20 protein-coding genes are annotated in these 25,834 nt (G+C 66.4%); 6 read left to right on the top strand and 14 right to left on the bottom strand.

The annotated features are described in order from the left end of the window. The 3 genes from DDT93_RS19900 (at position 1) to DDT93_RS19890 (ending at position 2,855) form a co-directional block, all read left to right on the top strand. A complete protein-coding gene (locus DDT93_RS19900) occupies positions 1–798 on the top strand; it encodes a transglutaminase family protein (RefSeq protein WP_109467643.1) in 798 nt (265 codons plus the stop codon). 43 nt (positions 799–841) lie between these two features. Beyond that, positions 842–1,573, top strand: coding sequence for a proteasome-type protease (locus DDT93_RS19895; RefSeq protein WP_109467642.1), 732 nt, complete (start codon positions 842–844; stop codon positions 1,571–1,573). A 109-nt stretch (positions 1,574–1,682) separates the two neighbouring features. After that, the gene (locus DDT93_RS19890) at positions 1,683–2,855 is read left to right on the top strand and encodes an AI-2E family transporter (RefSeq protein WP_109467641.1); all 1,173 of its coding nucleotides are present in this window, start codon (positions 1,683–1,685) and stop codon (positions 2,853–2,855) included. 30 nt (positions 2,856–2,885) lie between these two features. Here DDT93_RS19890 and DDT93_RS19885 read toward each other — a convergent pair whose 3' ends face one another. Genes DDT93_RS19885 through DDT93_RS26565 form a run of 3 tightly spaced genes read right to left on the bottom strand, consistent with a single transcriptional unit; the run spans position 2,886 to position 5,352 of the window. Then, positions 2,886–4,628: a sensor histidine kinase gene (locus tag DDT93_RS19885; protein WP_157960237.1), complete on the bottom strand. Its 1,743-nt coding sequence runs from the start codon at positions 4,626–4,628 to the stop codon at positions 2,886–2,888. Beyond that, positions 4,625–5,182: an RNA polymerase sigma factor gene (locus tag DDT93_RS19880; RefSeq protein WP_109467639.1), complete on the bottom strand. Its 558-nt coding sequence runs from the start codon at positions 5,180–5,182 to the stop codon at positions 4,625–4,627. The genes DDT93_RS19885 and DDT93_RS19880 overlap by 4 nt, the downstream gene beginning before the upstream one ends. Next, positions 5,179–5,352 carry a NepR family anti-sigma factor gene (locus DDT93_RS26565; protein ID WP_232825513.1) on the bottom strand — a complete coding sequence of 58 codons (174 nt, stop codon included), beginning with the start codon at positions 5,350–5,352 and terminating at the stop codon, positions 5,179–5,181. Before DDT93_RS26565 ends, DDT93_RS19880 begins: the two co-directional genes overlap by 4 nt. Positions 5,353–5,461: 109 nt before the next feature. Here DDT93_RS26565 and DDT93_RS19875 point away from each other — a divergent pair, with 109 nt between their 5' ends. Next, positions 5,462–6,277 carry a response regulator gene (locus tag DDT93_RS19875; RefSeq protein WP_109467638.1) on the top strand — a complete coding sequence of 272 codons (816 nt, stop codon included), beginning with the start codon at positions 5,462–5,464 and terminating at the stop codon, positions 6,275–6,277. Between the two features lie 110 nt (positions 6,278–6,387). Here DDT93_RS19875 and DDT93_RS19870 read toward each other — a convergent pair whose 3' ends face one another. From DDT93_RS19870 to DDT93_RS19820, 11 genes are all read right to left on the bottom strand, one after another. Next, positions 6,388–6,558 carry a DUF1328 domain-containing protein gene (locus tag DDT93_RS19870; RefSeq protein WP_109467637.1) on the bottom strand — a complete coding sequence of 57 codons (171 nt, stop codon included), beginning with the start codon at positions 6,556–6,558 and terminating at the stop codon, positions 6,388–6,390. 152 nt (positions 6,559–6,710) lie between these two features. After that, positions 6,711–7,685: a glycosyl transferase family protein gene (locus DDT93_RS19865; RefSeq protein WP_109467636.1), complete on the bottom strand. Its 975-nt coding sequence runs from the start codon at positions 7,683–7,685 to the stop codon at positions 6,711–6,713. Continuing rightward, complete coding sequence (locus DDT93_RS19860) at positions 7,682–10,321, bottom strand: nitrate reductase (protein WP_109467635.1); 2,640 nt, start codon at positions 10,319–10,321, stop codon at positions 7,682–7,684. The genes DDT93_RS19865 and DDT93_RS19860 overlap by 4 nt, the downstream gene beginning before the upstream one ends. Then, positions 10,321–10,656, bottom strand: a complete 336-nt coding sequence (gene nirD / locus DDT93_RS19855; RefSeq protein WP_109467634.1) for a nitrite reductase small subunit NirD — start codon at positions 10,654–10,656, stop codon at positions 10,321–10,323. Before nirD ends, DDT93_RS19860 begins: the two co-directional genes overlap by 1 nt. After that, positions 10,653–13,091 carry a nitrite reductase large subunit NirB gene (gene nirB / locus DDT93_RS19850; RefSeq protein WP_109467633.1) on the bottom strand — a complete coding sequence of 813 codons (2,439 nt, stop codon included), beginning with the start codon at positions 13,089–13,091 and terminating at the stop codon, positions 10,653–10,655. Before nirB ends, nirD begins: the two co-directional genes overlap by 4 nt. Continuing rightward, positions 13,088–13,513, bottom strand: a complete 426-nt coding sequence (locus tag DDT93_RS19845) for a globin family protein (RefSeq protein ID WP_109467632.1) — start codon at positions 13,511–13,513, stop codon at positions 13,088–13,090. Before DDT93_RS19845 ends, nirB begins: the two co-directional genes overlap by 4 nt. A 4-nt stretch (positions 13,514–13,517) precedes the next feature. Beyond that, positions 13,518–15,200 carry an ABC transporter ATP-binding protein gene (locus DDT93_RS19840; protein ID WP_109467631.1) on the bottom strand — a complete coding sequence of 561 codons (1,683 nt, stop codon included), beginning with the start codon at positions 15,198–15,200 and terminating at the stop codon, positions 13,518–13,520. A gap of 5 nt (positions 15,201–15,205) precedes the next feature. Beyond that, positions 15,206–16,288: an ABC transporter permease gene (locus DDT93_RS19835; protein ID WP_109467630.1), complete on the bottom strand. Its 1,083-nt coding sequence runs from the start codon at positions 16,286–16,288 to the stop codon at positions 15,206–15,208. A 72-nt stretch (positions 16,289–16,360) separates the two neighbouring features. After that, entirely contained in the window at positions 16,361–17,734 is a 1,374-nt protein-coding gene (locus DDT93_RS19830; protein ID WP_109467629.1) for a CmpA/NrtA family ABC transporter substrate-binding protein, read from the bottom strand. Positions 17,735–18,010: 276 nt separating this feature from the next. Further along, entirely contained in the window at positions 18,011–19,189 is a 1,179-nt protein-coding gene (locus DDT93_RS19825) for a CmpA/NrtA family ABC transporter substrate-binding protein (RefSeq protein ID WP_109467628.1), read from the bottom strand. Then, on the bottom strand, positions 19,186–19,770 hold the full coding sequence (locus DDT93_RS19820) for an ANTAR domain-containing response regulator (RefSeq protein WP_109467627.1): 585 nt from the start codon (positions 19,768–19,770) through the stop codon (positions 19,186–19,188). Before DDT93_RS19820 ends, DDT93_RS19825 begins: the two co-directional genes overlap by 4 nt. Before the next feature lie 239 nt (positions 19,771–20,009). On the opposite strand from DDT93_RS19820, the gene DDT93_RS19815 reads away from it, so the two are divergent. Further along, entirely contained in the window at positions 20,010–23,411 is a 3,402-nt protein-coding gene (locus DDT93_RS19815) for a transglutaminase family protein (protein WP_109467626.1), read from the top strand. Between the two features lie 30 nt (positions 23,412–23,441). After that, positions 23,442–25,832 carry a circularly permuted type 2 ATP-grasp protein gene (locus DDT93_RS19810; protein ID WP_109467625.1) on the top strand — a complete coding sequence of 797 codons (2,391 nt, stop codon included), beginning with the start codon at positions 23,442–23,444 and terminating at the stop codon, positions 25,830–25,832. The last annotated feature ends 2 nt before the right edge of the window (positions 25,833–25,834 follow it).

The following is a 25,834-nucleotide window of genomic DNA, read 5'->3' as shown; positions in this document are numbered from 1 at the left end:
GTGCAACTGAGCATCACTCATACGACGCGCTACACCTACGACGAACCGGTGCACTACGCGCTGCAGAAGGTGCGCCTGATTCCGCGCGATTCCTCGCAGCAACGCATCGCCGACTGGCATGTCGAGATCAACGGCGGCCAGCGCGAGGTGAGCTATCACGACCAGCACGGCAACGTGACCGATCTGGTCAGCGCCGACATCGGCGTGACCGAGATCACCATCACCGCCAGCGGACGGGTCGAGACCTTCGACACTGCCGGGGTGCTGGGGCAGGTCTATGGCGCGGTTCCGCTCTGGCACTATTGCCAGCCCACCCCGCTGACGAAACCCGGCGAGGGCATCGTCGCGCTGGCACAGGACCTCAAGGGGGCTGGCGACCAGCTTGCCGCCCTCCATGCGCTCTCGGCCAAGATCGCCGAGACCGTGAAATACGGCACCGGCCAGACCTATGCCGCGACCGATGCCGAGGCCGCGCTTGCCGGCGGTCAGGGCGTCTGCCAGGACCACGCGCATATCCTGATCGCCGCCGCCCGCAGCGCCGGGGTCCCGGCGCGCTACGTCAGCGGATACCTGATGATGGACGACCGCGTCGACCAGGACGCCACCCACGCCTGGGCCGAGGCCCATGTGGCGCACCTTGGCTGGGTCGGTTTCGATGTCTCAAACGGGCAGTGCCCCGACGAACGCTACGTGAGGATCGCAGTCGGGCGCGACTATCGCGAGGCCGCACCGATTTCCGGCCTGCGGCACGGTGCGGGCGATGAATCGATGATTGTCTCGCTGCAAGTGCAGCAGTAAGAGATTCCCTGACCTCGATGTCCAAACTCGTTCCGGTGCATACATGACCTACTGCGTGGGCCTCTCCCTAGATCGGGGGCTCGTCTTCATGTCCGATACCCGCACCAATGCGGGCGTCGACAACTTTTCCACCACCTGCAAGATGCACACCTTCGAGACCCCCGGAGAGCGGCTGATCACCATCATGACCGCCGGGAATCTCGCGACGACGCAGGCCCTGATCAGCCTGCTCGAGGAGCGCTCCAAGGCCGCAGCGGACCGCGATCCGACCATCCTGCAGGTGCCGTCGATGTTCCAGGCCGCGCGCCTGATCGGCACCACCCTGCGCGAGGTCATCGCCGAGAGCACCAACGAAGGCCAGATGTCCGATGCCGGGTTCCAGGCGACCTTGATCGTCGGCGGACAGATCAAGGGCGGTCCCCCGCGCCTGTTCCTTGTCTACCCCGAAGGCAACTTCATTGAGGCCACCGAGGATTCGCCCTTTTTCCAGATCGGCGAGACCAAGTACGGCAAGCCGATCCTCGTGCGGACCTATGACGCCGGGATGAGCTTCAGCGAGGCGATCAAGCTGCTGCTGGTCTCCTTCGACTCGACGGTCAAGGCGAACCTCTCGGTCGGCCTGCCCTTCGACGTGCTGACCTACGAGAAGGACTCCTTCCGCGTGGACAAGCGTATCCGGATCGAAATGGACGACCCGATGTACCAGTCGATCTCGACCGGCTGGGGCGATGCCCTGCGCGCGGCCTTCGACCTGCTGCCGTCCTACGAACTCTAAACGGGCGTCCGGAACCCGGAACGGCCCTGCGACGTTTCACCCCCGCAGGGTTTTATCGGCTCCACTCCGTGGCCGACCCCTCGCATCGTGAGAGGGGACCGCGACCATCATGCCAGCCACCACGCCAGCCGCCGACACCGTCGACCCAAGGGCCGCCACGCCCGTCGCCGCCGCCTCGGTCAGCAAGCCGGAAGACCCCGAAACCACCGACGAACATCCTATCTACGACGGGAAAACCATGTCGCAGATCGTGATCTTCCTGATTGGCACCGTCACCGTATTCGTCGTGCTCTGGCAGGCGCAGGGCTTTTTCGCGCCCGTGCTGTCGGCCTTCGTTCTCGGGATCGTGCTCTCGCCGCTCTCCCGGTTCTGGCACCGGCTGAGGCTGCGCCCCTCGCTCGCGGCGCTGGCAACGCTGGTGATCGTGCTGCTGGCGCTGGTCTGCATCGTCTTCATCGCCGAGCCCTACGTGAGCCAGGCGGTCAATCGTGCGCCGATCATCTGGGCGGAGTTCCGCGATGCCATCGAAGGTATCCGGAACATGCTGCAGGGCCTCGACGAACTGACCAAGGACGTTGCCGCCTCGGTCGACCCGGAAACCGGCAAGGAGGCCGCCAAGGAAGGCGGCGTCGCGGTGCCCAGCGCCACCGACGCTCTGTTCTATGCCCCGCAGGTACTTGGGCAGGTGATGATCTTCTCGGGCGCGCTCTACTTCTTCCTGCTGTCGAAGTTCGAGATCTACGGCTGGATCGGCAAGTCGCTGCGCAATGTCGAACAGAGCGATTTCGAGTTCGCTGAACGCCGCGTCGCCGACTACTTCCTGACCATCACCACCATCAACGCCTGCTTCGGGCTGCTTGTGGCCGGGGTGATGCACCTGCTCGGGATGCCTGCCGCGGGGTTCTGGGGGCTGGCCGCCTTCCTGCTGAACTACATCCTCTACCTCGGGCCGATCTTCCTGGCCGCCGCCCTGCTGGTCACCGGTCTGGTGGTGTTCGACGGCCCCATCAGCGTCGCCCCCGCCCTGATCTACATGACCATGAACGCGATGGAGGGGCAGTTCATCACCCCGGCCTTCGTCGGTCAGCAGATGAGGATCAACCCCCTGCTCGTTTTCCTGTCGCTGGTGTTCTGGCTCTGGCTCTGGGGCCCCATCGGCGGCATCATCGCGATCCCGCTGATGATCTGGACCATCGGCATGGCCGAGGCGGTGATGGGCCAGCCGATCGCGACCGGGCTGCCCGCCCGCCGCATCCGTGAACTGGAGAAGAAGGGCGCGTAACGGAACGCGCCCCCCTTCCCTTCTCTCTGATCAGTAGCTTTCGGCCTGCGGCAGGAACTCTGCCGCCTCGAAGATCACCGTCATCGTATAAGTGTCTTCGGTCGCGGTGATGTCGATGTCGGCGCCCAGCTGGATCGCAAAGGCGTTGATCAGCCGCGTTCCCATCCCCGTGCTCTCGCCCCGGCCCTCGCCGGTGGCGGAGTTCGAGAAACGGAAGATCCTCTGCTTGCCTTCCCCGACCTTGAAGCTGACGTGGATCCAGGGCGCGGAGCCATTGGCCGAGGAGGCGTACTTCATCGCGTTGGTTGCCGCCTCGGCGGCAAGCAGGGACATCGGCACCGCCTGATCGGGATAGAGCATGACGTCATCAATATCCTGCTTGACCTGCACAGCCTCGCCGTCGGCCGAGCCGATATCGACGCTGTTCTCGAGGATTTCCTTCACGAGGTGGCCGACGTTGACCCGCCCGGCCGCGTTGTTCTGGTAGAGGTCGCGGTGGATGGTGGCGAGGCTCAGGACCCGGTCCTGCACGCGCCGCAGGATCGACTTGGTCTCTTCGTTCGAGACGTTGCGGATCTGCATGTTCACGATCGACGAGATAAGCTGAAGATTGTTCTTCACCCGGTGATGGATCTCGCGGATCAGCACGTTCTTCTCGTGCACCGCGTTTTCCAGCCGCGCCTCGTCCTGCAGGATCGAGTAGGCCATGGTGTCGAAACTGTTCTGGATCTCCCTCAGTTCCGCCGGCATCTCGCTGCCCGAACCGTCCTCGCGCAATGTCCGGTCGCGCGCAAAGCGCACCATCTGGCGCCGCAGGCTGCGCACGTGGCGCAGGACCAGTCGGTGGGTCGCCATCAGGACAACGACGAGGCTGGTCAGCCACATCAGCGCCGGGAACAGGATGGCGGGGTAACTGCCGCCGATCTGGTCCACCAACCCGCTGCGCGCATCCCAGATGCCAAGAACGTAGAGCTGCCCCTTCTCGATGGGCACCACGGTGTAAATCCGGTCCTCGCCGTTGCGGTTGTTGCTCGAGAAGGCAGTGGATTTCTGTTCGGCAAGCGAGGCGAGGCTCAGCCCCATCGGCAGCCTCGAGTCGTTGAAGGCGCCACCGGCGCGCACGGTCAGGACCTCGCCCTTGGCGTTGAAGGTGATCAGGTCCTTCAGGGCTTCCGGTCTCGGAACGCCGACGCCCTCGTTCGAGGCGACGAACGAGGCCAGCGGGATCGACAGGGCCACCCGGCCGGCGTTCTGTTCGTTCAGGTAGAACGGGATAGATACGGTGATCACCGGCGTCTGGCTGACGGTCGGGTTCATCGTGACCCGCACCAGCGGGCCGGTGCTCGACAGCATTTCCTGCACCCGCGCCAGCCCGGAGACATCCAGGGTTTCGCCGGTGGTGCTGCATTCCATTATCCCGGACGTCGGGATGATGCCTGCGAAGCTGAACCGCTCGGAACTCTCCACGATCATCGACAGGCGGCGCGAACAGCCTTCCTTGTCCGCCAGGAGGTCAGGCACCATGACGGAGACACTGTCCGCAACGCCCAGCGCGCGCTGGATGGCCAGACGCTCTTCCACCGCCGATTGCTCGACGGTGGCCAAAAGCGCCAGTTCGGTGTTGCGGCGCACCTTTTCGGTGACGGCCCGGGTCTGGGCGATGGCAATCAGGCCCACCGGCAGCAACGCCAGGGACATCATGACGACGAGACGGACACGAAGCCCGTCCCACCATTTCGACGCGGAGCCGGTCTCCGATACTCCGGCTGTCACTGAAGGACCGGCCCGGCGCTTGCCACCACTGCCATCGTCGCCTGGTCGGTCAGTTCCAGCGGCCCATCCTTGCCAAGGTCCAGCAGCTCCGCCAGCTTGGCGCGCCCCCGGTTGGCCCGGCTCTTGATGGTGCCGACCGCCACGTTGCACATGTCGGCTGCCTCCTCGTAGGAGAAACCGGATGCCCCGACGAGGATCAGCGCCTCGCGCTGTTCGTCCGGCAGGGTCTCGAAGGCACGACGGAAGTCGGAAAGCTGCATCCGCCCGTCATGGTCGGGCTTGACCGAAAGACTCGCCGTGAACACGCCGTCCACGTCCGCCACCTCTCGGTTCATCTTGCGACGGCTGGAGTAGTAGGTGTTCCGCAGGATGGTAAAGAGCCATGCCCGCATGTTGGTGCCGGGCTTGAACTTCTCGATGTTGGTCCACGCCTTGACCACGGTGTCCTGCACCATGTCATCGGCGGTGGCGCCGTTTCGGGTAAGGCTGAGGGCGAACGCCCGCAGAGCCGGAAGATGATCAACCAGCCCCTCTCTGGGATCCTTGTGGGTCATTTGTCGCCCTTCGCCTCCACATCTTGGGCCTTGAGCAGGGCCAGCAGATCCTTGAAGCGGTCCGGGAGATCTTCCTGAACAAGATCGGAATAGACCAATTTCAAATTCCGATCGATAATTGCCTCGATCCGAGCAGAGTCGTCGGCGTCCTTGTCGTTGCCGGTGGCCATCATTTCTCTCTATTCTTCCCGCGACTGTTGAAAAAATTACTCTCGCTTCGGAACCAAACGCAAACCCGAAGCGTTTGGTTCCGCGAAAAGCGAAAAAAAGGCCTAAGGAATGTCAGAGACGCAAACCACCATGGACCTCTCAGATCAGATCGCCGCAGAACTTCCCTATCTGCGGCGCTATGCGCGCGCGCTGACCGGGTCGCAGTCCAGTGGCGACCAGTACGCCGTGGCGACACTCGAGACCATCTTGCAGGATCGCTCCATCTTCAGTGACCCGGAGATGACGATCAAGGTCGCCCTGTTCAAATGCTTCCATGCCATCTGGGCCAGTTCCGGCGCGCCGGTGCCCGCCGAGGGCGAGAGCACCCTCGCCCGGGCACAGCAGCATCTTGCAAGCCTCGAGACCAATACCCGCGAGGCCCTGCTGCTGGCCACGATCGAGGAATTCACCATCGCGGATATCGCCCGGATCATGGACGTGACCCGCGACGAGGTGCGCCACCTCATCAACGTCGCCCGAAACGACATGCAGAGCGCGATCTCGGGCCGCATCCTCGTGATCGAGGACGAACCGGTCATCGCCGCCGACATCAGCTCGATTGTCACGGAACTCGGCCACCAGGTGACCGGGGTGGGCCGGACCCGCGCGAGCGCCGTGGAACTTGGCCGCGAAACGCGCCCCGACCTGATCCTGGCCGACATCCAGCTGGCCGACAACTCGTCGGGCATCGACGCGGTCAACGACCTGCTGAAGGAATTCGGCGAGGTTCCGGTCATCTTCATCACGGCTTTCCCCGAGCGTCTGCTGACCGGCGAGAGACCCGAGCCGGCCTTCCTGATTTCCAAGCCCTACAAGGAAGAGCAGGTGAAATCGGCGGTGAGCCAGGCGATGTTCTTTGCCTCGACCGAGACCCTGAAATCCTGACGTCTTGAAAATGATCCCCTGTCCTTCGGACGGGGGATTTTCTTTTGCTCCCGGCGGCCGGTTCGGCACGGCCTACGGAGCGGGAATGGCCCTCGATAGGGCCAACTCCGTTACTTTGTCGAACGCCTCAGGAACTGTGCGACGATGGCCACGGCGAACAGCACGAGGAAGATGAAGAACAGGATCTGCGCGATACCAGCAGACGCGCTGGCGATACCGCCAAACCCGAAAACGCCGGCCACGATGGCGACAATGAAAAATATGACAGCCCAGTAAAGCATGGTTGGTTCCTCTCCGGTTAGCAGGTCGTTTCTGCGACTGGCGCCCGTTCCGGCGCGATGTGCAAAATCAACGTTACTTGCTGTGGAAAGTTCCGCCGCGGAATCCGGAGGTTCGAAGAGGTAAGCGCGAGTCTGCCAGACTCTTGCCCGCTCTAGGCGTTGCGCGCGGCCCAGAGGCTTTCGGCGAGCGACTGCGCCGCTTCGACGTCGGGCGCCGCGCCGAGCGTGAACAGCGCCAGCGCCGCTGTCCCGGTGACGATGGCGCTGGCAAAGGCGTCTTCCGCCTCTCCCGACCACAGGGCAGCCAAGTCGCCCGGTTCGACCAGCGCCGGCCCCTCGGCGAGCCTGCCGGTCACGTCTGGCATCAGCGCCGGAGCGGTCATGTCCATCGGTTGCCCATCGCGCAGACCGAAGAGCGCCATCGCCTTGGTCGGGGTCCGCTCGAACTCGCCCCCGCCCCCCTTGATCACCGTCAGCGCGGGCTGGCCCAGCGCGAGGCCGCTGTCTTCCTGAAGCTTCAGGTAGGGCGGGTGGAAGACCCCCTGCACACTGGCGGCCCCCTTGCCCGGATTGAAGAGGCGCAGCGCCGTATTGATGGGCGAGCGCAGCCCCAGCACCTCACGCAGCCGCAGAACCCGCAGGGCGGCCGGGCAAACCTCTCCCAGCGGCAAGTAGACGATGCGGCCCGCCTCCAGCGCGGCGGCCGCGGTGTCGGGATCGGTGGCGGACGGGATTTTAAGCCCGTCGAGCGCTGCGGTGACCGAAGCCGCCTCGGCCTGGTGCGAATTCCAGCCGTGCAGCATGACGGGATAGCCCGCGCGCGCGACCAGCCGGGCCGCCAGCAGGAACCACGGCAGGCCCCGTGTCCGCCCCGCCGCATAGCTCGGCCAGTCGAGGGCGGGCTGCGGCCAGTCGCCCGCTTCGGCCCGCAGGGCATCCACGAACCCGGCGATCTCGTCGGCGTTCTCGCCGCGATAGCGCAGCAGCATCAGCACCGCACCGGCGGCTTCGGGCACGGCGGTTCCCGCCATGATCTGCCCCAGCGCGTCCGCCGCTTCCTCGCGCGTCAGGTGCCGCGAACGGCCGGGGCCGCGCGCCAGCGCCTGCACGTAGGGCAAGAGACTCATTCTGCGGCCAGCCTGGGCGCCGCCCCGCGCAACAGCGCCTCGAGTTCCGGCTTGCAGGATCCGCAGTTGGTTCCGGCCTGCAGCGCGGCGCCGATCTGCGCCACCGAGGTCAGGTTCTGTGCGGAGATCGCGGCGAGGATGGTGTTGACGCCGACATCGAAGCAGGCGCAGACCGTGGCCCCCGGATCGGGCCGGTCGCCACCGGGACGGCCCGACAGCAATTCGGCGCCCGCCTCCTGCCCCAGCAAGCCCGAGAGCCAGGACCGCGAGGCGCCGACCGGCTCGCTCGACGCGAAGAGCGCGGCGCGCAGGCGGCCCTCGGACAGGAACGCGATGCGCGCGCCGCCTCGGTTGGAATCGGTTACGCTGATGGCCTGCACGTCACCCTCGATGGCGAATAGTTCACGGGCGAAAGCATCCCAGTCTTCAGGGGCCTGTGCAACCGCCAACTCGGTCCGCCAGCCGCCATTGGCGCGGGCCTTGACCCAGTAGTCCGCGGTCGGCGCGGGCTCGTCGACCGAGAGCGCGAAGGCATAGGCCGAGGCCGCGAAGGGAACCAGCGCGCAGATCGCCGCCTTGCTCTCGGGCTGGCCGGAGACCGGGTCGGTCAGCCCGGGCACCAGTGCGTCGATGCGGCCCGCGCTGGAGGTCTCGCCGGTCCAGTGCATCGGGGCAAAGACCTGCCCCGGTTGCACCCGGTCGGTCACGAGGACCCGCAGAATGGCGCGCCCGGTTGCGCTGCTGACCTCGGCCAGCGTGGCTGGCGCAAGCCCAAGCCGCTCGGCATCCTCGGGATGCACCTCGACGAAGGGTTCCGCCATATGGGCCGAGAGCCGCGCCGAACGGGCCGTGCGGGTCATCGTGTGCCAGTGATCCCGGGTTCTGCCGGTGTTCAACACGAAGGGGCGTTCCGACGTCGGCTCCACCGCCGGTGCCCGGCTCTGCAGTGCCAGCATCCGCGCCCGCCCGTCGTTGGTGAAGAAACGCCCTTCGCCAAAGAACCGTCCGCCGCTCTGCACGGCGTTCACCGGCCAGCGCAGCGGCTCCATCGCCTCGTAACCGCTGTTGGCGATCCGGGCGAGGCCGGAGATGTCGAAGTCGAGCCCGAAGCGCGCCGCAACACCGCTCAACGCCGCATACTCGCGAAAGATCTCGGCGGGGTGGGCATAGTCGAAGGCGCGGGCAAACCCCATCCGCTGACCGACCTCGGCCAGGATCTGCCAGTCGGGCCGGGCAAGGCCCGGTGCGGGCAGAAAGGCGCGCTGGCGCGAGATGCAGCGTTCGGAATTGGTGACCGTGCCCTCCTTCTCGCCCCACGCGGTCGCCGGCAGCAGGACGTGCGCCAGCCGCGCGGTATCCGTCCGCGCCGTCACGTCCGAGACCACCACGAAATCGCAACCCGCGATGGCGTCGCGCACCGCGTCCGCGTCGGGCATCGAAACCGCCGGGTTGGTGTGGATGATCCACAGCGCCTTGATCCGCCCCTCGCCCACGGCGCGGAACATGTCCACCGCCTTCAGCCCCGCACGCTCGGGCATCACCGGCGCGTTCCAGAACTCGCGCAGCGCGGCGCGGTGTGGCGGGCTTTCGATCTCCATGTGGCAGGCCAGCATGTTGGCCAGCCCACCGACCTCGCGGCCCCCCATCGCGTTCGGCTGCCCGGTCAGCGAGAAGGGCCCCATCCCCGGACGGCCGATGCGGCCGGTCGCAAGGTGGCAGTTCAGGATCGCGTTCACCTTGTCACTGCCCGAGGTCGACTGGTTCACGCCCTGGCTGTAGCAGGTCACAACCTTTTCGGTCCCGGCCCAGAGGGCAAAGAACTGCTCCAGCAGCTCCGGGGCCAGCCCGGTGGCGGAGAGGTCATCGGCGCAGGCGGCGGCAAGGGCCGAGTCGAACCCGTTGACGTGCGCGGCCACGAAGGGCCGGTCCACCGCGCTCATTCGATCGAGATAGGCGAGCAGCCCGTTGAACAGCGCCACGTCCGCGCCGGGAGCGATCGGCAGGTGCAGGTCGGCCAGATCGGTGGTCGCGGTGCGGCGCGGGTCGATGGTGACGACCTTCATCCCGGGCCGCGCCGCCTTGGCCGCCGCGATGCGCTGGTACAGCACCGGGTGGCACCACGCCATGTTCGATCCGGTCAGCACAACGAGATCGGCCAGTTCGAGGTCCTCGTAGAGGCCGGGCACCGTGTCGGTGCCAAAGGCGCGCCGGTGCCCAGCAACCGAGGAGGCCATGCAGAGGCGCGAGTTGGTGTCGATGTTGGCCGATCCGATGAATCCCTTCATCAGCTTGTTGGCCACATAGTAGTCCTCGGTCAGCAACTGCCCCGAGACGTAGAAGGCCACCGAATCCGGTCCGTGCTCGGCGATGGTGTCGCGGAACCGCCGCGCCACGAGGTCCAGCGCGCTGTCCCAGTCGGTCTCGGCCCCGTTGACCTGCGGTGCCAGCAGCCGGTCGTCCAGACCGAGCGTTTCGCCCAGCGCCGACCCCTTGGAACAGAGCCGCCCGCCGTTCGCCGGATGCGCCTTGTCGCCGGTGATGCGGATTTCGCCGGCAACCTTGCTGGCGACGACACCGCAGCCGACCCCGCAATAGGCGCAGGTCGTCCGGATCTCCGTGGGGGCGACGCTTTCCATCACGCCGCGCTCCGCGCCGCCAGACGCTCGGCGTCCAGCAGGACCCGCCCTGCCTCGACCCGCGCCGGGAAGGTCGCGACCGAGCCCTCGTCGGCCCCCTGCGCCATGCCGGTCTCCAGCGAGAAGACCCAGTTGTGCAGCGGGCAGGTCACGCTGTGGCCGTGCACGATGCCCTCGGCCAGCGGCCCGCCCTTGTGCGGGCAGGCGTTGTCGAGTGCGAAGACCCGGTCGTCGCCGGTGCGGAACACCGCGACACAGCCCATGACCGTCTTCACTTTGCGCGCCCCGCGGCGCGGGATGTCGTCGAGCGATCCGATGTCGATCCAGTTGGTCATTCCGCTGCCTCCAGTGTCAGGTCAGCCATCGGCTGATAGGTTTCCGCACGCTCCCGCGCGTGTTCGGCCCAGGGGTCCTTGCGATAGATGCTCTGGCTCAGCTCGAAGGCCTCGACGAGGCGCTTGCGTTCGGCCAGGTCATGCACCACGCGTTCCTTCACCCAGTCGAGGCCCACCTTGGCGACCCACTTGTAGGGCCGGTCGAGGTACTTGGCGTTCTCGCGGTAGAGCTGCATGAAGGCGGTGGCCAGTTCGATGGCCTCCTCCTCGGTCGCCACGTCGGCGAGCCGCTCGGTCTCCTTCACATCCATGCCCGCCGCACCGGCGACCCCGATCTGGTAGCCGCTGTCCACGCAGACCACACCGATGTCCTTGCAGGTCGCCTCGGCACAGTTCCGGGGGCAGCCGGACACCGCCAGCTTGACCTTGTGCGGCGTCCACGAACCCCAGAGTTTTTTCTCCAGCTTGATGCCAAGACCCGAGCTGTCCTGCGTGCCAAACCGGCAGTGCTCTTTCCCGACGCAGGTCTTCACCGTGCGCAGGCCCTTGGAATAGGCGTGGCCCGACACCAGCCCGGCCTTGTTCAGGTCGGCCCAGATGTAGGGCAGATCCTCGCCCTTGACGCCCAGCAGGTCGATCCGCTGGCCGCCGGTCACGTGGACGGTCGGCACCTTGTACTTCTCGGCCGCGTCGGCAATGGCGCGCAGCTCGTTGGGCGTGGTCATCCCGCCCCACATGCGCGGCACCACCGAAAAGGTCCCGTCCTTCTGGATGTTGGCGTGCTTGCGTTCGTTGATGAACCGGCTCTGCGGGTCATCCTTGTACTCCAGCGGCCAGTCGGCCAGCAGGTAGTAGTTCAGCGCCGGGCGGCAGACATGGCAACCGCAGGAGGTTTTCCACCCCAGCTCCTGATGCACCGCCGCCATAGAGGTCAGGCGCTGCGACTTGATCAGCCGCCGCACTTCCTCGTGGGTCAGGTCGGTGCAGCCGCAGACCGGTTGCGCCGCAGGCATCTTGAACTCATCGCCCAGCGTCAGGGCCAGCACCTGTTCGACCAGCCCGGTGCAGGTCCCGCAGGAGGCGCTGGCCTTGGTCTTGGCCCTTACGGCGCCAAGGTCCCCGGCGCCGCCATTGATCGCCTCGACGATCTGTCCCTTGCAAACGCCGTTGCAGCCGCAGATTTCCGCATCATCCGGCAAGGCTGCAACGGCCGCCATAGGGTCCACGGCGGACCCTCCCTGGTAGGCCGGCCCGAAAATGAGCGTGTCGCGCATCTCGGAGATATCCGTTTCGTCCTTGATCAGACCGAAGAACCAGCTCGAGTCTGCGGTGTCCCCGTAGAAGACCGCGCCCCTGACCATGTTCCCTTCGAGAACGAGGCGCTTGTAGACGCCACGCGCCGGGTCGCGGAACACGATGTCCTCGCGGCCCGCGCCGTCGGCAAAGTCACCGGCACTGAACAGGTCGCAGCCGGTGACCTTGAGCTTGGTCGAGAGCGACTTCTGCACAAAGGCCGCCTGCTCGCCCATCAACGTCTGCGCCAGCACCTTGGCCTGATCGTAGAGCGGCGCGACGAGGCCGAAGAGCGCCCCGTCATGCTCCACGCATTCGCCCACGGCGAACACGTCCGCATCCGAGGTGCGCATCTGGTCGTCGACCTGAATGCCCCGCCCCACGGCCAGCCCGGCCGACTGGGCCAGCGCGGTATTCGGGCGAATTCCCACGGCCATCACCAGCAGGTCGCAGGGCAGCTCGGTGCCATCGTCCAGCACCAGCGCCCTCACCTGCCCGTTCTCGCCCACGATCTCCTTGGAGTTGGCCGAGCACAGGACGGTGATGTTCTTCTGCATCAGCGCGCGCCGCAGCAGGAACCCTGCCGCCTCGTCCAGCTGACGCTCCATCAGGTGGCCCATGATGTGCACCACCGTCACCTCGACACCCCGTGCGGCCATACCGGCGGCGGCCTCAAGCCCCAGGAGGCCGCCGCCGATCACCACTGCCTTCTGCCCGGGCGCCAGTGCCATCATGCGCTCGGTGTCTTCGAGGTCGCGATAGGCAATGACGCCCCCGAGGTCATGGCCCGGCAGCGGAATGATGAAGGGGTTGGAACCGGTCGCGAGGACCAGCTTGTCGTAAGGCAGGACGTCGCCGTTGGCCGCCATCACCGTCTTGGCCGCGCGGTCGATGCCCGCGACCTTCTCGCCGAAACGGCAGGTCACGCCGCGCGTCGCGTACCAGTCGTCGTCGTGGGTAACGATCTCTTCATAGGTCTTGTCGCCCGCCAGCACCGGCGAGAGCATGATGCGGTTGTAGTTCCCGCGCGGCTCCGCGTTGAACAGGGTCACGTCCCAGTCGCCCGGCTGTCCGTCGATCAGGTGTTCCAGCATCCGGCCAGAAGCCATGCCGGCCCCGACCACCACGAGTTTCTGTGTCATGTCGCGCTCTCCTCATCGGGGTAGGCGGCTGCAATCATCACGCCGGACAACAGGCCGTAGGCCTCGGTCCAGGCGGCTCTGGTCTCGGCGGTGAACTCCGCGCCAAGACCTTTCTCAAGGGTGTCGATCAGGGCCTGCCCGACCGGCCCGTAGTGATCCGGTTGCACGCCCAGCGGCACGTGGCGGCGGGCAAGCTCCTCGGCGACCGGCACGATGCGGTCGAGGTTGTTGAGCCCGTTCGCCACCACGCCCAAGGTCACCATCAGCTTGCGCCCCTGCTCGTCCATGTCCGAGCGGAACATCGGCCTGACCTCGGGCGAGAGCTCGAACAGGCGGGCATAGAACAGCCCCGCCGCGACGTCGCTGATCGGCGCGACCTTGTCGAAGCTGTCCTGCACGAGGGCAATCTGCTCGGGTGTCATCGCCCTACTCCGCCGCAACCGGCAGCGGCGCCGGCTTGGGTTTCGGCGTGGCGCCATGCTCGTACTCGGCAAGGAAATCGAGAACCTCCTGCCGGTAGGCATAGTAGTCGGGGTGCGCCAGCAGCGCCTTGCGGGTACGCGGGCGCGGCAGGTCCACATCGACGATCTTGCCGATGGTGGCGCGCGGGCCGTTGGTCATCATCACCACGCGGTCGGCCAGCAGGATCGCCTCGTCCACGTCATGGGTGACGCAGATCGCGGTCACCTTGGTGCGGGACCAGACCTCCATCAGCACTTCCTGCAGCTCCCAGCGGGTCAGCGAGTCGAGCATCCCGAAGGGCTCGTCCAGCAGCAGCAGCTTGGGCGAGAGGGCAAAGGCACGGGCGATGCCGACGCGCTGCTTCATGCCGTTCGACATGTCCGCCGCGCCACGGTCCATCGCGTCGGCGAGGCCGACACGTTCGAGGTAGTACTCCACCACATCCTGACGCTCGGCCTGAGACGCCTTCGGGTAGACCTTGTCGACCCCGATCGCCACGTTCTCCTTGGCGGTCAGCCAGGGGAACAGGTTCGGCGACTGGAACACCACCGCGCGCTCCGGATCGGCCCCCTGAACGTGCCGACCGTCGAGCTTGATGGCGCCGGACGAAATGTCGTTCAGACCGGCGGCCATGGTCAGCACCGTGGACTTGCCGCAGCCCGAGTGACCGATCAGCGAGATGAACTCGCCCTGATTCATTTTCAGGTTGAAGTCCTCGACCACGGTCAGCGGGCCCTTGGGGGTCGGGTAGATCTTGTGCAACTGGCTGAAATCGAGGAACCGCTCTTCGATCATGCCCTCGCGGGCAGCCTGCACCGCAGCCGGAACCGCGTGGATCGGCTGGACGTTCGGGAGCACGCGCTTTTCCTCGACCTTCGAGGCGATGCCGACGTCCATCAGGTAGGCCGTGACTGCCGCCCGCAGCGCCTTGAAGCCCTCGTGGTGGTTCATCTCGGTCCGGTCGCGCGGACGCGGGATGTCGACCTTGAACTCGGTCCCCAGCGTCCCGTCCGGGTTCAGCGGGATGATCCGGTCGGCAAGGCAGATCGCCTCGTCCACGTCATTGGTGATCAGCACACAGGTCTTGCGGTCGGCTTCCCAGATGCGCTCGATCTCGTCGGCGAGGTTGCCGCGAGTCAGCGCGTCCAGCGCCGAGAGCGGTTCGTCAAGCAGCAGAACCTCGGGGTTCATCGCAAGCGCCCGGGCGACGTTGACCCGCTGGCGCATGCCACCCGACAGTTCCGCCGGACGGCGCGTTGCCGCGTGGCTCAGCCCCACCATCTGCACGTAATGCGCAACCTTTTCGGCCCGCTCCTTCCTGGACAGGTTCGGGAAGATCGTATCCACCGCCAGCCCCACGTTTCCGCTCACGGTGAGCCAGGGCATCAGCGAGTAGTTCTGGAAGATCATCCCGCGTTCCGGGCCGGGGCCGGCGATCTCCGCCCCCTTGAACAGGACCTTGCCGGTCGTCGGCATCTCGAGGCCCGCCATGAGGTTCATCAGGGTGGTCTTGCCAGTGCCGGAGAACCCGAGGAGCACGACGAACTCGCCATCCTGCACCTCGAGGGTGATGTTCTTCAGCACATCCGTCTTGCCGGTGCCGGTGCCGAAGCTCTTGCTGACGTTCTGGAACTCTAGGACAGCCATGACGCTCACCGGTTGTTCGAGAAGGTGAAGAGGGACTGGAGGGCGAACATGACGCGATCCAGCAGGAAGCCGATGATGCCGATGGTGAAGACCGCGACCATGATCTTGGCGAGCGAGGAGGAGGACCCGTTCTGGAACTCGTCCCACACGAACTTGCCGAGGCCGGGGTTCTGGGCCAGCATTTCAGCGGCGATCAGCACCATCCAGCCCACACCGAGCGACAGGCGCAGACCGGTGAAGATCAGCGGCAGGGCCGAGGGCAGGACCAGCTTGGTGATCTTGGTCCAGGTGTTCATTTTCAGCACCTTGGAGACGTTCACCAGGTCCTTGTCGATAGAGGCCACGCCCAAGGCGGTGTTGATCAGCGTCGGCCAGAGCGAGCAGAGCGTCACGGTGATGGCCGACACCAGGAACGACTTGGCAAATAGCCCGTCCTCGCTGGTGTAGACGGCCGAGACCACCATGGTAACGATCGGCAGCCATGCCAGGGGCGACACCGGCTTGAAGATCTGGATCAGCGGGTTCAGCGCCGAGTTGGCGGTGACCGAGAGGCCAGCCATGATGCCGAGCGGGATGGCGATGGCAGAGGCGATCAGGAAGCCGAAGAAGACGGTCTTGATCGAGGTCCAGATCTGTTCGTAGTAGCTTGGCGACCCAGTGTAGGCGATCGGCTTGATGTCGTCGGCGCGGCCCGCGTCGATCAGCTTCTGGTTCCGCTTTTCCACCTGCTCGTAGAACTTGTCACGCTTCGCGGCCTTGGCCTGCGCATCCTGATGCAGGACGATGGCCTGTTCCCAGACCTGCGCCGGCCCGGGCACGGCGCCGAGCGAAGTCTGAACGCGGGGGGCGAGGTTGCCCCAGAGCAGCAGGAACGCAAGGATCGCGATCAGCGGCACCATCAGCAGGCGCCAGATTTCCCTGACCTGCGCCTGCGGGTTGTCGCCTGCGGCGGCGCGCAGGATGGGGGTGATCCAGGCGAGGCCGAGGACCTTGAACCATCCGTCGGCCTTGTTGATGCGGGTGAACAGGCGGGCACGGCGCTCTTCGCGGGCGCGGGCTTCGGCGAATTCAGGGTCGATGGTGGTCATGTCTCGATCCTCGGAAGAATGGTTTGGCTGGAGGCCGCTCCCTGCCCCGTGGCAAGGGAGCGGCAGCGTGGCTTAGCCCTGCACCTCGGTGCCGACGACCTTCTGCTCGCCCTTCAGGCCGATGGTCAGGCTGTCGAGGTAGGCGTTCGGGTGGCGGCCGTCGTAGGGCACGCCGTCGATGATGTCGGCAGCCGGGGTCGGCTCTTTGTAACCATCGCTGTCAAAGGGGAAGTCCGCGGCATTGGCGAGACCGTCATCGACGAGGCTCTTGGCCGCATCGAGGTAGATGTCCGGGCGATAGACCGATTTGGCCACCTCGTCATACCAGGTGTCGGGCTTGGCCTCGGCGATCTGGCCCCAGCGGCGCATCTGGGTCAGGTACCAGACCGCGTCGGAGTAGTAGGGATAGGTCGCGTTGTAGCGGAAGAAAACGTTGAAATCAGGGACTTCGCGAACGTCGCCCTTCTCGTATTCGAAGGTGCCGGTCATCGAGTTGGCGATCACCTCGGCATCGGCGCCGACGTAGTCGGGGCGCGAGAGGATCTCGACCGCTTCCTGACGATTGGCGTTGTCGTTCTCGTCCAGCCAGATGGCGGCGCGGATCAGGGCGCGAACCACGGCCTTGGTGGTGTTCGGGTTTTCCTCGGCAAACTCGGCGGTGATGCCGAAGACCTTCTCTGGGTTGTTCTTCCAGATCTCGAAATCGGTGATCACCGGAACGCCGATGCCCTTGGCCACGGCCTGCTGGTTCCACGGCTCGCCCACGCAATAGCCCGAGATGGTCCCGGCTTCGAGCGTTGCCGGCATCTGCGGCGGCGGCGTCACGGAGAGGAAGGCATCGGCCGCGATCTGGCCCGAGACGTTCTCGGGGCTGTAGAAGCCCGGGTTGATGCCGCCGGCGGCCAGCCAGTAGCGCAGTTCGTAGTTGTGGGTCGAGACGGGGAAGACCATGCCCATGTTGAAGGGTTTGCCCTCGGCCTTGAACTGGTCGATCACCGGCTTCAGTGCCTCGGCCGAGATCGGGTGCTGCGGACGGCCATCCTCCATCGAGGGGATGTTCGGGCGCATCAGGTCCCAGACCTCGTTCGACACGGTGATGCCGTTGCCGTTCAGGTCCATCGAGAAGGGGGTGATGATGTGCGCCTCGGTGCCGAAGCCGATGGTGGCGGCCAGCGGCTGGCCCGCCAGCATGTGCGCCCCGTCAAGCTGCCCGTCGATCACGCCATCCAGCAGGACCTTCCAGTTCGCCTGCGCCTGCAGGGTCACGAACAGACCCTCGTCGAGGAAGTAGCCCTGCTCGTAGGCCACCGCGAGGGGCGCCATGTCGGTGAGCTTGATGAAACCGAAGGTCAGCTGATCCTTTTCCAGCTCCAGCATTTCCGCGTGGGCCAGGGAACCTGCGAGGGCGGTTGCGGAGGCGAGGGCCGCCAAGACACTCTTGTTCATAGTCCAGTCCTTTCAATCGGGGGCGCGACCGCGTGAGGAAAGGGGTGGCGCCGCAAAACAAAAAGGCCGCATCGAACTGATCCGCACAAAGCTGTGCAGAGCGTTCAAGCGACCATGCTTGGAAGTCCCGTCCTGGGATCGTGTCTGACGGCGCCATTGCCTGCCGGACACCTTCAGATACCCACGGTCCTGCCGACCGATCCAGAGAATTTGCGCTAACGGGACGAATTTCCGGTCTGCCCGGGCCGGAAAGCCCGCGCAGTGTTCAAAAAGAGGTCAGGAAATGTCGTAAGGGTCAAAAATTGTGCCGTCGAAGAACTGGTTCCGGGGCAGAATCAGCGTCCCGGACTGGCTGGCCACTGCCGTCGGATCGGCAATCGCGCCTTCCAGTTTCTCGGACGCACCCGGCAGGTCCGCGCCCGTGCCCTGCAGCGCCTCGCGGTAGAGGTCGGACCGGAACACCGCCCGTGCCGCCGCTGCGGCCTCGGCCCGGTCGAGCCCGGTGCGTGCTGCCAGCCGCGTCGCGATCCAGACCGCCTGGCTGCGCCAGGGAAAGCCCGCCACGCCCCGGTGAAACTCGACGAAGTTCTCTACCTTCCGGGTCTCGCCCCGCGACGACACCACGATCTGCCCGGTCAGCGCGCGCTCCAGCACGATGGGCGGAAGGTTGAGGTAGTCGGGACGCGAGAGCAGCTCGGTCGCAATCAGCCGGTTGTCGATGGAATCGAGCCACCTCCCGGCGCGCCAGAGCGCCCGGATCAGGCGAAACGCGAGATCGCGGTGTTCCTCGGCCCAGCCCTGCCGTGTCGCCAGGACCTTCTCGGGCGCAAAGGACCAGATCGCCGCGCCCGGCAATAGCAGCTCACCTACCCCGTTCTCGACCGCGATCGAGCCCCAGGGTTCGCCCACGCAGAAGGCGTCGATTTCTCCCGCCTCCATCGCCTTGGCCATCAGCGGCGGCGGGACGGTGCGGACCGACACCGATTGCGGGGCGGCCACGCCGATGGCGTTTAGCCAGTGATAGACCAGTTCGGCGTGCATCGAGAACGGGAACGGCACCCCGATCCGGATCTGGCGTTCGGAGGCGGCCATCAGCGCCGTGCCCGCCGCGCGCGCGTCGTCAAAGCCAAAGTCGTGCCCGGCCGCGCGCATCCGCGACGCCATCTCGACCGAAACCCCGATGACATTGCCGTTCACCGACAGCAGCGACAGCGCCTCCAGCGGCCGCGCGACTCCGCCGAGGCCCAGCGCCGCGGCCACCGGCACCGGCGCCAGCATGTGGGCCGCATCGACCTGCCCGAGGGCAAGGTGATCGCGCAGAGCCGACCAGCTGGCCGCCTTGCGCAGCACGAGGTCCAGCCCCTCTTCGCGGGCGAAACCGATCTCCTGCGCCACGATCAGCGGCGCCGCGTCGACCAGCGGGATAAAACCGGCAGATAGTTCGGTCAGGCTCACGAGAGAATCCCCGCAGCCGTTACCAGCGCCGACGCCACCTCGATCACCTTCTTGCCCTGATCCATCGCCGCCTTGCGCAGCAGCGCATAGGCCGCATCCTCGTCCAGCCCCTTGGCCTTCATCAGCAGACCCTTGGCGCGGTCGATCACCTTGCGCTCTTCCAGCGCGCGCTTGGTCGCCTCCAGTTCGGCCCGCATCTGCGAGAACATGTGGAACCGGGCGACCGCCGCGTCGAGAATGGGTTTCAGCCGCTCGGGGCGCAGGCCGTCGACCACGTAGGCCGAGACTCCGGCGTCGATCATCGCCTTGGCCAGCCCGTCGCCCGATTGGTTCACGAACATGGCCACGGCACGCTCGGTCGGGCCGGACGCCATCGCCAGTTCCTCGAGCGCATCGCGCGAAGGATTGTCGACGTCGATCAGCACCACGTCGGGGCGGCGCTCGGCGATGCGCCGGGCCAGCCCGGTCTCTTCCGAGATCACGAAGACCTCGTGCGCCTCGTCCGCGCGCAGGGCGTCAACGATCTGCATGGCACGATCCCGGTCGCGCTCGACGACGACGATGGAGAGGGTTTTAGCCAATTGGGTTGGTGTCCTTGGTCGATACTTGCCTGGGCCGCTGATGCAAACTGCCCGCGCCGCTCGCGCGGTACAATGATCAGTGTCCGTTGTCGCCTCGTTTTTGTTCGCCTGCCCGGGTTTGTGCCCGAAGTCTGTACGGCAGATCACGGTCTATGCTTTGCCACGGCATGTCCTCGCCCTTTACATACTAAGGCAAACCGTCTTTGCTGCAATGCGGCTTATAGGGAATACTGCTGAACATGGCGATTACTGCAAGCATTACGCACGTCACCCATTACAAGTACGACCGTCTTGTCACCCTCGGCCCCCAGGTCATCCGGTTGAGACCTGCGCCGCACAGCCGGACCCGCGTGATCTCGCATTCGCTGCGGGTGTACCCCGCCGGGCATTTCGTCAACCACCAGCAGGATCCCTACGGCAACTGGCTGTCGCGCTTCGTCTTTCCCGAGCCGGTGCGCGAGTTCAAGATCGAGGTCGATCTCGTCGCCGACATGACGGTCTACAATCCCTTCGACTTCTTCGTGGACGAGACCGCCGAGAAATGGCCCTTCGACTACCCCACCGAACTCTCCGATGACCTGTCGATCTACCGCCGTCCCGAAACCCCGGGCCCCTTGCTGACCGAATTCCTGAAGTCCGTGCCGGTGACCGAGACCGGAACCGTCGATTTCCTCGTCGCGCTGAACAGCCGCCTGTCGAACGAGATCGGCTATGTGATCCGTCTTGAACCCGGCGTGCAGACCCCCGAAGAGACCCTGACCGTCCGCAAGGGCTCGTGCCGCGACACCAGCTGGCTGCTGGTCCAGGTCCTGCGCAACCTCGGTTTCGCCGCCCGCTTCGTGTCCGGCTACCTGATCCAGCTGAAACCGGACCTCGTCTCGCTCGACGGTCCGGCGGGCACGGACCACGACTTTACCGACCTGCACGCCTGGTGCGAGGTCTACCTGCCCGGCGCGGGCTGGATCGGGCTCGACCCGACCTCCGGTCTGCTGACCGGCGAGAGCCACATCCCGCTGGCCGCCACACCGCATTACTCCAACGCCGCCCCCATCGCCGGCGGCTTCTCCTCGCAGGGCACGCCGCAGGTCGATTTCGACTTCCACATGGAGGTCAAGCGCGTCGCCGAGCATCCGCGCATCACCAAGCCCTTCTCGGACGAGGCCTGGGACGCGCTCGACGCCCTCGGCCACAAGGTCGACGCGACGCTTGAGGAACAGGACATGCGCCTGACCATGGGCGGCGAGCCGACCTTTGTCTCCATCGACGATTTCGAGAGCGCCGAATGGAACACCGGGGCGGTCGGGCCGACCAAGCGCGGGCTCGCCGACACGCTGATCCGCCGCCTGCGCGACCGTTTCGCGCCCGGTGGCTTCCTGCACTACGGGCAGGGCAAGTGGTACCCGGGCGAGACCCTGCCGCGCTGGACCTTTTCGCTCTACTGGCGTCGCGATGGGATGCCGGTCTGGAAGAACCCCGACTTGATCGCCCGCGAAGGTGCCAAGGGCGCGAATGCCGATCAGGCCGACCAGTTCATGTCGGCCTTTGCCGACAACCTCGGCGTCGGGGCCGAGTTCGTCCACCCGACCTACGAGGATCCGATGGAGTGGATCCTCAAGGAAGCCGACCTGCCGACCAACGTGACGCCCGAGGATTCCAAGCTGAAGGACCCCGAGACGCGCGCCCGCATCGCCCGCGTCTTCAACCGGGGGCTCGATACGCCCGCAGGCTTCGTCCTGCCGATCCAGCGCTGGCAGGCCAAGGCCACCGGCACCCGCTGGAAATCGGAGAAATGGAAGACCCGGCGCGGCCATCTCTACCTCGTCCCCGGCGACAGCCCCGTGGGCTTCCGCCTGCCGCTGGGCTCCCTGCCCTATGTCGCCCCTTCGGCCTATCCCTATGTCTATCCCGCCGACCCCACGGTCCCGCGCGAGTCGCTGCCCGACTTCCACGCCCGGCAGGAGGAACGCCGCCGCGTCCTGATGGACGAACTCGCCCGCATCGCTGACGAAGAGGCCGCGACCCTGCCCGAGGTCACCCCGGGCCGCGAACAGCCGGTCTCGGGCGCACAGGATACCGGGCCGCGCCAGCGCATCATGGAACAGGGCGTCGACCCAGCGGGCGGCGCGGTGCGTACCGCAATCGCCATCGAACCCCGCGACGGGCGGCTCTGCATCTTCATGCCGCCGGTCGAGGCGCTGGAAGACTACCTCGAACTGCTGGCAATTGCCGAGTCGACCGCCGAGGAACTGGGCCTGCCCGTCCACATCGAGGGCTACACCCCGCCCGGCGATCCACGCCTCAACGTGATCCGCGTGGCACCCGATCCGGGCGTGATCGAGGTGAACGTGCATCCGGCGCACAGCTGGGACGACTGCAAGGCGATCACCAACGGCGTCTACGAGGAGGCGCGGCAGTGCCGCCTCGGGGCCGACAAGTTCATGATCGACGGCAAGCACACCGGCACCGGCGGCGGCAACCACGTGGTGGTGGGCGGCGAGACCCCGAACGACTCGCCCTTCCTGCGACGCCCGGACATGATGCGCTCGCTGATCCTGCACTGGCTGCGGCACCCCTCGCTCAGCTACATGTTCTCGGGTCTTTTCATCGGCCCGACCAGTCAGGCCCCCCGCATCGACGAGGCCCGTCACGACAGCCTCTACGAGCTGGAAATCGCACTGGCGCAGATCCCCTCGCCCGACGAAGGCACCCCGCCGCCGCCCTGGCTCACCGACCGGCTGCTGCGCAACATCCTGATCGACGTCACCGGCAACACCCACCGCGCCGAGATCTGCATCGACAAAATGTTCTCGCCCGACGGTCCCACCGGGCGCCTCGGGCTGGTCGAGTTCCGCGGCTTCGAGATGCCGCCCGACGCCAAGATGAGCCTTGCCCAGCAGGTGCTGATCCGCGCCCTGCTCGCCCGGTTCTGGAAGAGTCCGGTCAAGGGCAAGCCGGTGCGCTGGGGCACCACGCTGCACGACCGTTTCATGCTGCCGCATTTCGTCTGGGCCGATTTCCTCGATGTCCTGCGTGATCTGGGCGAACACGGTTTCACCTTCCGCCCCGAATGGTACGAGGCGCAGAAGGAGTTCCGCTTCCCCTTCTGCGGCGAGGTCGAATACGAGGGCGTCCACCTTGAACTGCGGCAGGCACTGGAGCCCTGGCACGTGCTGGGCGAGCGTGGCGCCATCGGCGGAACCGTGCGCTACACCGACAGCTCGGTGGAGCGGATGCAGGTGCAGCTGACCGCGACCGACCCCTCGCGCTACATCGTGACGTGTAACCAGCGGCAGGTGCCGATGACCCAGACCGGCACCAGCGGTGTGCAGGTCGGCGGCGTGCGCTTCAAGGCATGGCAGCCGGCCGAGTCGATGCACCCCGTTCTGCCGGTCAACGCACCGCTGACCTTCGACATCTTTGATACCTGGACCGGTCACGCGCTCGGGGGCTGCACCTATCACGTCGCCCACCCGGGCGGACGCAACTACGAGACCTTCCCGGTCAACGGCAACGAGGCCGAGGCCCGCCGCCTCGCGCGGTTCGAGAAACTCGGGCACACGCCCGGCAGCTACTGGCCGCAACCGGAGCAGCCGCACCCCGATTTCCCGATGACCCTCGACCTGCGACGAAGCGGATTGTAAACACTGCCAACCCCTGACCCCGGATCCGAGATGACCGAAGCGCAAGCGGCACAGACCCTGAGCGACCTGCTGGATGGCTACCATCCGCGCGAGGGCATGTCCGACGAGATGATGCGCGGCGATGGCACCCTGCGCGAGGCGTGGCAGCCGTTCATCGACTTCCTCTCGGGTCGAACGCGCGAGGATCTCGCCCAGCGCTTTGCCCGGGGGGACCAGTACCTGCGCGACGCCGGGGTGTTCTTCCGGCAGTACACGACGACCGGCTCGACCGAGCGTGACTGGCCACTGAGCCACATTCCGGTGGTCATCGGCGCCGGGGAATGGGCCCGCCTGTCGGAGGGGATCGTTCAGCGCGCCGAACTGCTGGAGCGGGTGATGGCCGACCTCTACGGCCCGGGCAAGCTGGTATCGGACGGGCTGCTGCCGCCGGAGCTGGTGGCCCGCAACCCCGAATGGCTGCGCCCCATCGTCGGTATCCAGCCGCGGTCGGGGCACTTCCTGCACTTCCTCGCCTTCGAGCTCGGCCGGTCGCCCGACGGCAGCTGGTTCGTCCTCGGCGACCGGACGCAGGCCCCCTCCGGCGCGGGCTTTGCGGTCGAGACCCGGATGGCGACCAGCAAGGTCTTCTTCGACCATTTCCCGGGCGCCAACGTCGAACGGCTGGCCGGGTTCTTCCGCACCTTCCGCGACGCGGTGAACGGCCTGCGCGAGGACGATGGCCGGGTCGCCATCCTCACGCCCGGCCAGCATACCGACACCTATTTCGAACATGCCTACATCGCGCGCTACCTTGGCTTCATGCTGCTGGAAGCCGAGGATCTGCGGGTCGACGACGGCAGGCTGAGCGTGCGTACGGTGAATGGCACCGATCCGGTGAGCGTTCTCTGGCGGCGCCTCGACTCGCGCTTCGCCGATCCGCTGGAGCTGGACGAGACCTCGGCCATCGGGACGCCGGGCATGGTCTCGGCGCTGCGCTCGGGCGCGATGACGATGCTCAACTGCATCGGGTCGGGCGTATTGGAGGCGCGGGCGCTGATGGCGTTCCTGCCGCGTATCTCCGAGGCGCTGACCGGCGAGGCGCTGAAGATGCCGAACATCGCGACGTGGTGGTGCGGGCAGGAACAGGAACTGAGATACGTGCGCGAGAACCTTCAGCGCATGATGATCGGCCCGGCGCTGTCGACCAGCCTGCCCTTCGAGGTCGATGGAGCCACGGTGCTGGGCGGCACCTTCCGCGGCGCGGCGCAGCAGCCGGTCGACGACTGGCTCGCCAGGGATGGCGCCAAGCTGGTGGGACAGGAGGCCGTTACCCTCTCGACCACCCCGGCGATGATCGACGGACAACTTGTGCCTCGGCCGATGGTGGTGCGCGTCTTTGCCGCGCGGACCCCGCAGGGCTGGACGGTGATGCCCGGCGGATACGCCCGGATCGGGCGCACCGAGGACCCCACCGCACTTGCCATGCAGAGCGGCGGATCGGTCGCCGACGTCTGGGTCACCAGCGACCGGCCGGTCGCCAAGGACAGCCTCGCCGCGCAGGCCGGGGGCCCCTATTCCCGGCGCATGCCCGGCGCCCTGCCAAGCCGCGCCGCCGATAACCTCTACTGGCTCGGGCGCTACATCGAACGGGCCGAAGGGCTGGTTCGGCAGTTGCGGGCCTATCACCTGCGGCTCTACGAGGCCGGTGACCCCGAGATGCCGCTGGTCGCCCATATCGGCAGCTTCGTCAGCCGTTACGGCGTGGACCTTGCCGAACCGGTGCCCGCCGGTCTGCTCGATCTTTTCGACCTTGCGCGCGGCTGCGCCGGCAAGATCCGCGACATGTTCTCGACCGATGGCTGGCACGCGCTGGACGACCTCGCCGCGACCGCGCGCGAGATGGCCGCTGCCGAGCCCGGCGACGACACCGCCCGCGTGATGGGGCTGCTGCTGCGCAAGCTGGCCGGCTTCTCGGGTCTCGTGCACGAGAACATGTACCGCTCGACCGGCTGGCGCTTTCTGACCATCGGCCGTGCGCAGGAGCGCGCGGGCCAGATCGCCGAGATGTTGGGGGCCTTCGCCGATCTCGAGGCGCCCGCGGGCAGTTTCGACGTCGCGGTCGAGGTGGGCGACAGCGTGATGACCCACCGCCGCCGCTATGCTGTCGAAACCAACCGGAACACGGTGATCGACCTGCTGGCGCTCGACAGCGAGAACCCCCGGTCGATCCTCTACCAGATCAACATCTTGCAGGAGGAGGGCGAGGCGCTGCCCCGCCCCGACAACCAGCCGGGGATGAGCGACTTTGCCCGGCGGGTCCTGCGTCTGCGAACCCGGCTCGCCACCGCCACGCCCGAGGAACTGACCACCGAGCGGCTGGCCGAGGTGGGCGCCGAGATCAAGCTGATCTCGGACGCGCTCGGCGCGATGTACCTGGAGTAGGA

Origin of the sequence: Albibacillus kandeliae, from assembly GCF_003116585.1 — a bacterium.
Taxonomy (GTDB): domain Bacteria; phylum Pseudomonadota; class Alphaproteobacteria; order Rhodobacterales; family Rhodobacteraceae; genus Albibacillus; species Albibacillus kandeliae.
The sequence above is the reverse complement of the archived record's forward strand: the minus strand, read 5'-3'. Positions and strand labels throughout refer to the sequence as shown.

Excerpts from the sequence above, each read along its gene's own strand:
- DDT93_RS19865 (WP_109467636.1), bottom strand. The coding sequence starts at position 7,685 with ATGAGTCTCTTGCCCTACGTGCAGGCGCTGGCGCGCGGCCCCGGCCGT.
- DDT93_RS19845 (WP_109467632.1), bottom strand. The coding sequence starts at position 13,513 with ATGACACCCGAGCAGATTGCCCTCGTGCAGGACAGCTTCGACAAGGTC.
- DDT93_RS19810 (WP_109467625.1), top strand. The coding sequence starts at position 23,442 with ATGACCGAAGCGCAAGCGGCACAGACCCTGAGCGACCTGCTGGATGGC.
- DDT93_RS19840 (WP_109467631.1), bottom strand. The coding sequence starts at position 15,200 with ATGGCTGTCCTAGAGTTCCAGAACGTCAGCAAGAGCTTCGGCACCGGC.
- nirB (WP_109467633.1), bottom strand. The coding sequence starts at position 13,091 with ATGACACAGAAACTCGTGGTGGTCGGGGCCGGCATGGCTTCTGGCCGG.
- DDT93_RS19860 (WP_109467635.1), bottom strand. The coding sequence starts at position 10,321 with ATGGAAAGCGTCGCCCCCACGGAGATCCGGACGACCTGCGCCTATTGC.
- DDT93_RS26565 (WP_232825513.1), bottom strand. The coding sequence starts at position 5,352 with ATGGCCACCGGCAACGACAAGGACGCCGACGACTCTGCTCGGATCGAG.
- DDT93_RS19830 (WP_109467629.1), bottom strand. The coding sequence starts at position 17,734 with ATGAACAAGAGTGTCTTGGCGGCCCTCGCCTCCGCAACCGCCCTCGCA.
- DDT93_RS19890 (WP_109467641.1), top strand. The coding sequence starts at position 1,683 with ATGCCAGCCACCACGCCAGCCGCCGACACCGTCGACCCAAGGGCCGCC.
- DDT93_RS19835 (WP_109467630.1), bottom strand. The coding sequence starts at position 16,288 with ATGACCACCATCGACCCTGAATTCGCCGAAGCCCGCGCCCGCGAAGAG.
- nirD (WP_109467634.1), bottom strand. The coding sequence starts at position 10,656 with ATGACCAACTGGATCGACATCGGATCGCTCGACGACATCCCGCGCCGC.
- DDT93_RS19895 (WP_109467642.1), top strand. The coding sequence starts at position 842 with ATGACCTACTGCGTGGGCCTCTCCCTAGATCGGGGGCTCGTCTTCATG.
- DDT93_RS19880 (WP_109467639.1), bottom strand. The coding sequence starts at position 5,182 with ATGACCCACAAGGATCCCAGAGAGGGGCTGGTTGATCATCTTCCGGCT.
- DDT93_RS19815 (WP_109467626.1), top strand. The coding sequence starts at position 20,010 with ATGGCGATTACTGCAAGCATTACGCACGTCACCCATTACAAGTACGAC.
- DDT93_RS19875 (WP_109467638.1), top strand. The coding sequence starts at position 5,462 with ATGTCAGAGACGCAAACCACCATGGACCTCTCAGATCAGATCGCCGCA.
- DDT93_RS19870 (WP_109467637.1), bottom strand. The coding sequence starts at position 6,558 with ATGCTTTACTGGGCTGTCATATTTTTCATTGTCGCCATCGTGGCCGGC.